The 6309-nt window shown below is 70.4% G+C and carries 7 protein-coding genes and 1 pseudogene; 1 reads left to right on the top strand and 7 read right to left on the bottom strand.

The annotated features are described in order from the left end of the window. Nucleotides 1-141, bottom strand: a pseudogene (locus ACY0I8_RS15225) (ISNCY family transposase); the annotation flags it as partial. Between the two features lie 71 nt (nt 142-212). On the opposite strand from ACY0I8_RS15225, the gene ACY0I8_RS15220 reads away from it, so the two are divergent. Beyond that, nucleotides 213-1322 carry a gamma-glutamylcyclotransferase family protein gene (locus ACY0I8_RS15220; protein ID WP_461395424.1) on the top strand — a complete coding sequence of 370 codons (1110 nt, stop codon included), beginning with the start codon at nt 213-215 and terminating at the stop codon, nt 1320-1322. 133 nt (nt 1323-1455) lie between these two features. On the opposite strand, the gene ACY0I8_RS15215 is transcribed toward ACY0I8_RS15220, so the two are convergent. The 6 genes from ACY0I8_RS15215 to cobU all read right to left on the bottom strand — a co-directional run bounded on the left by ACY0I8_RS15215 (nt 1456) and on the right by cobU (nt 5231). After that, the gene (locus ACY0I8_RS15215) at nt 1456-1866 is read right to left on the bottom strand and encodes a type II toxin-antitoxin system VapC family toxin (RefSeq protein ID WP_461395423.1); all 411 of its coding nucleotides are present in this window, start codon (nt 1864-1866) and stop codon (nt 1456-1458) included. Continuing rightward, nucleotides 1863-2096 (bottom strand): AbrB/MazE/SpoVT family DNA-binding domain-containing protein, encoded by a 234-nt coding sequence (locus tag ACY0I8_RS15210; protein WP_461395422.1) that lies wholly within the window; start codon nt 2094-2096, stop codon nt 1863-1865. The genes ACY0I8_RS15215 and ACY0I8_RS15210 overlap by 4 nt, the downstream gene beginning before the upstream one ends. Before the next feature lie 131 nt (nt 2097-2227). Next, entirely contained in the window at nt 2228-2833 is a 606-nt protein-coding gene (locus ACY0I8_RS15205; protein ID WP_461395421.1) for a histidine phosphatase family protein, read from the bottom strand. Then, entirely contained in the window at nt 2820-3578 is a 759-nt protein-coding gene (gene cobS / locus ACY0I8_RS15200; RefSeq protein ID WP_461395420.1) for an adenosylcobinamide-GDP ribazoletransferase, read from the bottom strand. Before cobS ends, ACY0I8_RS15205 begins: the two co-directional genes overlap by 14 nt. A 7-nt stretch (nt 3579-3585) precedes the next feature. Next, nucleotides 3586-4650 (bottom strand): nicotinate-nucleotide--dimethylbenzimidazole phosphoribosyltransferase, encoded by a 1065-nt coding sequence (gene cobT, locus ACY0I8_RS15195; protein ID WP_461395419.1) that lies wholly within the window; start codon nt 4648-4650, stop codon nt 3586-3588. Nucleotides 4651-4712: 62 nt separating this feature from the next. Further along, nucleotides 4713-5231, bottom strand: coding sequence for a bifunctional adenosylcobinamide kinase/adenosylcobinamide-phosphate guanylyltransferase (gene cobU / locus ACY0I8_RS15190; RefSeq protein ID WP_461395418.1), 519 nt, complete (start codon nt 5229-5231; stop codon nt 4713-4715). Nucleotides 5232-6309: the final 1078 nt, after the last annotated feature.

Here is a 6309-nt window from a genome sequence, read left to right as displayed (position 1 = left end):
CGTGACCAGGTTGTACCCCACAACCGTGCTCCACACGTAGCGCACAAACCCGTCCCACCCCGACCACAGGCACCGACGCAGCGCGTAGGCCCGCTTCAGCACCGAAAGCAGCCCTTCGATCGCCGCCCGAAACCCCCGAAGCGCCGGCGACAGAGGGCGCCGGGATCGGGTTTTCGGTAACCCCCTGAAGCGGTGTTTCGAGGAGGTGGCACGTGGCCCCAGGCATGCTCCTGGGCGTGATCGAGGTGGTCATCCTGGCGCTCACGCTCCTGGTCAGCGTCGGGCTGTCGGTGTATGTCGTGCGCCAGACCCAAAAGCACTTCCAGTTGTCCCACGCCCAACAGTTCATCGCGCGGTTCAACGGCGACGAGATGGCCGCCCACCAGAGAAGGGTCGATGCCCTGATCGACTCCGGTGGCGACCCGGCCCTGCTGGCCGACAGCCGGGGGTTGACCGACGAGCAACTCGGCCTGCGCGACAGCGTGCTTGCCGTTTGCAACCTCCTGCAGGAGTTGGGCACCGCCTACCGGCGCCGGGTGGTGGACCGCCGCTACACCTGGGACGTTTTTGGCGCCATGATTGGGAAGTATTGGCGGAACCTCTCGCCCTTCGTGTCGGCCCTGCGCAAAGCGCGGGGCCGTGGCACCCTGTTTCAGGATTTCGAGTTCCTTGCCGGCCAAATGGCCGAGATGGACCGCGGCCGGGGGCTGCGCCCCGGTGGGCAGGGGGAAGGGCAGGGGGAAGAGGCGTACATCTATCTGTTCGGGTACGGTTCCCTGATCGACCTCGAGAGCCTGGCGCGCACCACCGGCCGGCATGTGGCCCCGGCCTCCGTGCGCGAAGCATGGCTCGACGGTTGGCGCAGGACCTGGAACGTCTACGATCTCGTGAGGGCTGAGGGCCACGGCATCCCGATGCCGATGGCTTTCTACAACATCGAGCCCGACCCCGGCGCGCGCTGCAACGGGGTGCTTATCCCGTTGCGGCGCGAGGATCTGGAAAAGCTCGACCTGCGTGAGCGCCAGTACGACCGAGTGGAGGTCACCGCCGCCGTGAACCCGCCTCCGCCGGGGCGTACCTACACCTATGTGGGAAAGCCCGCCGCCAGAAGGCTGCCGGAAGGCACCGTGGTGGCTGCAAGCTACGAGCAGCTTGTAGATGCTGCGGTGCGCCGTCGCGGCGAGCGGTTCGCCGAGGAGTTCCGGCGCTCCACGGCGCCCCACGACCTGCCACGCTTCAGCGGGGAGTACGAGTTCGCCGAGTCGGCCGAGTTGCGGGTTTCGCCGAGCGCGGCTGCGGTTCGGGCGCAACCGGTTGACTGACCCGCCGGCGGGCGACGGCTCCTGCGGACGGCTTTTGAGGTTCGTGCCAGGGAGGGGGCGCTGCAAAGTTACGGGAATCTTGCTCCCACCTTGGGGGCAGGCAACGGGGGGCGACTCGGCGAGGGGCTGGGTTTCATGTCCACGGCGCGATCAGGCGCAGGCGTGGGAAGTAGGTGCGGTAGCGGCGAGCATCCCGCGTGGGGAGCGCAAGACCCGCCGCGGCCGCGTGGGCCCCGATGTAGAAGTCGGGAAGAGGAGCGGTCCGGACACCGCCGCGCCGGCGGCACGAAAGAAACGCCTTCCCAGCCAGAAATGCCGCCGGCCAGGGGAGGGGATCCCTCCGGAACGCATCGCGCGGCAGGCAGGCATCGAGTTCCTCGATCCGTTCAACGCCTATGTTGACCTTCGCGCAGATGATGGGATTGAGAACGAGGACGCTCCGGTCGGCGCACTCCCTCAACCGGTCCGAGGACCATCCGAACCATTGGGAATCCTCCGTGAGGACGTCGAGCAGCACGTTGCTGTCCACCAGGTATGCGTTCACTCGTCGTCTCCCCGCGTGAGGGCGAGGATCTCGTCGGTGGTCATCCCACTGGTGGCCTTGCCCCGCAGGGTCTCCACGACGCGCCGCCCAAGGTTCGCCCCCTTCACGCTTTTGACCGCCCGCAGGGTGTTCCCCTCCACCACGAACTCGACCTCGGTGCCCGGCAAGAACCCCGGTTTTTCGCGAATCGGCTGGGGGATCGTCACCTGTCCCTTACTCGTGATCCTCATCGCAGCCCTCCAGTAAGATTCTTATTCTTACACCCCGATCTTTCCGGGGCCGCCTGACACGAGTCAAGGCGGATGTGGAACAGAGTGTTTCCTAGGTTTTGGATTTGCCGGGGTTTTGCGTCGGGGCGTCGTCAGCCGTTGACAAGTTCCACCACGGTGTTGCCGTCGGGGTAGAGGACGAGGCGGTTTAGACAGGCGGGGTCCTGGGCCAGGACGTGGTAGCGGGCGAGGGGGATCCCCAGGTATCGGAACAGGATCACCCGGTTCGTGCCGCCGTGGGCCACGACGGCCACGGTTTCGCCGGGGTGCTGGGTCACTATGCGCTCGAAGGCCGGAACGGCCCGTTCGGCGAGGTCCGCCAGGCTCTCGCCCCCGGGGGTGGCGAACCGCTCCAGGTCGGACCACCACTGCCGGACCAAGTCCTCCTCCGCCGCGAGCACCTCTTGGACGGGCTTGCCGTCCCACCGGCCCATGTGGAGCTCCCGCAGGGCCGGTTCCTCGACCACCCGCAGGCCCCACTGCTGCCCCAGGATCTCGGCGGTCTCCCGGGCCCTCCGGAGGTCCGAGGCGTACAGGGCCCCCACGGGTTCGCCGCGGAGCCTGAGGGCGAGGCGTTCGGCCTCGGCGCGGCCGTCGGGGGTGAGGGGCACGTCCACGTGGCCGTGGAGCACGCCGGGGTCGCCGGCGGTGGCGTGGCGGATCAGCAGGACGCGGGTGGTGAGCTCAGGTGAGGGCATGGAGAAACACCAGGAAGACGATTTCGGAGGTCACTTCACAAAACCCCAGCACGTCGCCCGTGACCCCGCCGAGGCGGCGCAGGAAGTAGTGCCGGAGTCCCTCGGCCCAGACCCAGGTGAACGCCAGGGCCAGGAGGCCCGGGACCCCAAGAAAAACGACCGCCGGCGCGCCGGCCCAGAGGGCGGCCTGCAGGACCTCGCCGTCCGTCAGGTGTTCGCTGTAGGGCCGGCCCAAGCCTCCCTCGGGCCGGGCGTAGGGGCTTCGGCGGGCGAGCCACACGGCGGCCGCCCGGCCGGCGGCGGGCGTCACCAGGAACCCGGCCCACCGGACCCCGGGCGGCAGCAGCCCGTATCCGGCCGCCAGGGCCACGACCGCGAGGCAAAGCGCCGCGGCGCCCACCGCGCCGGTGCGGCTGTCCTTCATGATCTCCAGGGCGCGCTCCCGGGTCCAGCCGCCCGAGAGCCCGTCGGCCGTGTCGGCGAGGCCGTCCAGGTGGAAGCACCCGGTGGCGGCCGCCAGGAGCGCCACGGCGATCGCCCCCTCCAGGAGCCCCGGCAGAGCCCGGCCCAGCACCAGGTGGAACGCCACGAGCCCTGCGCCCAGGGCGAGGCCCACGGCCGGGAAGGCCCCCATGGCCCGGGCCAGGTCCCGGTCGTCCAGTTTCCCGGCCGGAAAGAGCGGGATCACCGTGAGGAACTGCCAGGCCACGGCGAACCGGCCGGGCCGGGGCGCGGCTTCCTTCACGCCGTTCTCACTCCTCACGGTTCGAGACCCCGGCCTCGCTGAAGGTGGCCATCTCGGAGAGGATCTTGGCCGAGGCCTCGATCACCGACATGGCGAGCGCCGCCCCGGTTCCCTCACCGAGGCGCATCTCGAGGACGAGGAGCGGGTCCTGGCCCAGGTGCTCCACCATCCGGATGTGGGCCCGTTCCTGGCTCAGGTGGGAGAGGAACAGGTAGTCGGCCACCCGGGGCTCGAGCCGGGTGGCCACGAGCGCGGCGGCGGTGGAGATGAACCCGTCCACCACCACGGGGATCCCCCGGGCCGCCGCCCCCAGGCACACCCCGGCCATGCCGGCGATCTCGAACCCCCCGACCTTGTGGAGCACGTCCAGGGGGTCGCTCGGGTCGGGCCGGTTGACCTCGAGGCCCCGGGCCACGGCCCGGGCTTTCCGGCGAATGCCCTCGTCGTCCACCCCGGTGCCCCGGCCCACCACCTCCCGGGGCGGGAGCCCGGCAAACGCGGCGAGGATCGCCGCGGCCGGGGTGGTGTTGCCGATGCCCATCTCGCCGATGCCGACGAGATCCACGCCGTCCTCGGCGGCCCGCCGGGCGAGGTCCGCCCCGACGCCGAGGGCGCGGAGGGCCTCCTCGCGGGTCATGGCCGGACCCCGGGCCAGGTTCCGGGTGCCCCGGGCCACCTTGGCATGCTCGAGGCTCTCGATCCCCTCGAAGTCGTGGTCCACCCCGATGTCCACCACCACGATCTCGGCGCCCACGTGCCGTGCCAGCACGTTGATGGCGGCGCCGCCCCGCAGGAAGTTGAGCACCATCTGGGCCGTGACCTCCCGGGGGTAGGCGCTCACGCCCTCCTCGGTGACGCCGTGGTCGGCGGCCAGGGTGTAGATCCTCTTCTTTCCGATCCGCGGCCGGGTGGTGCGCTGGATCCCGGCCAGGCGCTTGGCCACCTCCTCGAGCCGGCCCAGGCTCCCGGGGGGCTTCGTGAGATCGTCGAGGCGCGCCTGGGCCGCCTCGAGGTCTGCTGGGTCGAGCGGCCGGACGGCCGCGGCGAGATCGCGAAGTTCCTGCTCGGTCATGGGTTCCTCCGGGGAATGTCGTTCGGACGCGGGGACGTTCGGACGTGCGTGCGCCCGTGGGTCTATTTCAGTCGGACCGGCAGGCCCGACACCACGAGGTAGGCCTCGTGGGCCCGGGCGGCGCACTCTTGGTTGACGCGGCCGGCCAGGTCCCGAAATCGCCGGGCCAGGGCGTTTTCCGGCACGATGCCCGAGCCCACTTCGTTCGTGACGAGGCAGATCCGGCCCCGGAACCCCTCGAAGGCCCGGTAGAACCGGTCCAGCGCCGCCGCGAGCCCGGTTTCGTCGCCGCCCCACCGGCCCAGGAGGTTCGAAACCCACAGGGTGAGGCAGTCCACGAGGGCGCCCCCGAACCCCTCCGCGGCCCGCAGGGCCGCGGGAAGGTCCAGGGGTTCCTCCAGGGTCTCCCAGCGCGGGCCCCGGTCGGCCCGGTGGCGCCGGACCCGGTCGGCCATCTCGTCGTCGAGCACCTCGGCCGTCGCCACGTAGAGGAGCGGCCCCTCCCACGCCTCGGCGATCCGTTGGGCGAACCGGCTCTTGCCGCTTCGGGCCCCGCCGGTCACGAACACGATCCGGGCCATTGGCAACTCCTTCCGGGTAGGTTCGGCTAGGCAGCTAGGCTGCTCGGCAGCTAGGCGGCTAAGAACCTTCGGGATTTCTGCGTTATCGCGGCGGCCAGCCCGTGGGAGCGGCTGCCGTAGCAGGGGCCAGAATTCAGAGGTCAGATGTCAGAGCACCCCTGTCCTCTGTCGTCTGTCTTCTGGCACCTGGCACGGTCGCCGGTCTCGCGGTCTTCGGTCCCATGGTCCAGACGGTCGCGGCGGTCCACCGCCTGGCCGGCCGCAGGCCGTTATCGTCCTTGCCAACGGGTCGGCCCTCGTCTACCGGAGATTCCTTGCGAGGCGGCTAGGACGTCAGCATGCGGGACAACCAACCCTCCAACGCGTTGCGTTTTCGTTTCTCCCCCGCCCCGTGGGGTGCGCGTTTCGATCAAGGGTTGGATCCGGGCGGCTAGAAGCTGTGGCAGCCTCCGCCGCGCCGGCATTCTCGGCGAACCCCCCGGCCGGGTCAACGCCCCGGGGTTCGCGCGTTGCCGGGAGAACGCCGGGTGCGGTAGGGTTTTGCGCCGGATGCGCCGTCCGGCCGCGGAGATCGCGGGGCCCGGCGCCGGGCGCGTTCCTCCGGCCTTTTCTCGCCGTCCAAGGAACTTCGGCTAGGCGGCTGGGCTGCTCGGCGGCTAGGCGGCTAAGAACCTTCGGGATTCCGGCGTCATCGCGTCGGCCGACCCGTGGGAGCGGCTTCCGAGCCGCGACGCCCTTCCTTTCGGGCCCTCGGCCCGGGTCGCGCCTTGGAAGGCGCTCCCACACCGGGGCCCCGCCTCGCGCGTTACAGGCCTGCGCAGCGGGGCCCCGAAGGGGCGCTGGGGAGCTTCCAAGTAGCTTCGGTCATCGGTCGCCGGTCTCGCGGTCGTCGGTCCCGTGGTCCTGACCGCGGCGGTCCACCGTCTGACCGGGAGCGAAAAGTTATTGTTTTTGCGAACAGGCCGCGCTCCGCGGCCTACGGAGCTTCCAAGTAACTTCGGTCGTCGGTCTCGCGGTCTTCGGTTCCGTGGTCCAGCCGGCCCCGGCGGACCGTGTGGCCGAGGCGGAAGTTATTGTT

The sequence above is a fragment of the Deferrisoma sp. genome (assembly GCF_054681715.1).
Note: the sequence above shows the minus strand (reverse complement) of the source record. Positions and strands in the feature narration are given on the sequence as shown.

Bases quoted from the DNA above. Each gene is read 5' to 3' on its own strand.
- ACY0I8_RS15205 (WP_461395421.1), bottom strand. From the start codon at position 2,833: ATGCCCTCACCTGAGCTCACCACCCGCGTCCTGCTGATCCGCCACGCC.
- cobU (WP_461395418.1), bottom strand. From the start codon at position 5,231: ATGGCCCGGATCGTGTTCGTGACCGGCGGGGCCCGAAGCGGCAAGAGC.
- cobT (WP_461395419.1), bottom strand. From the start codon at position 4,650: ATGACCGAGCAGGAACTTCGCGATCTCGCCGCGGCCGTCCGGCCGCTC.
- ACY0I8_RS15210 (WP_461395422.1), bottom strand. From the start codon at position 2,096: ATGAGGATCACGAGTAAGGGACAGGTGACGATCCCCCAGCCGATTCGC.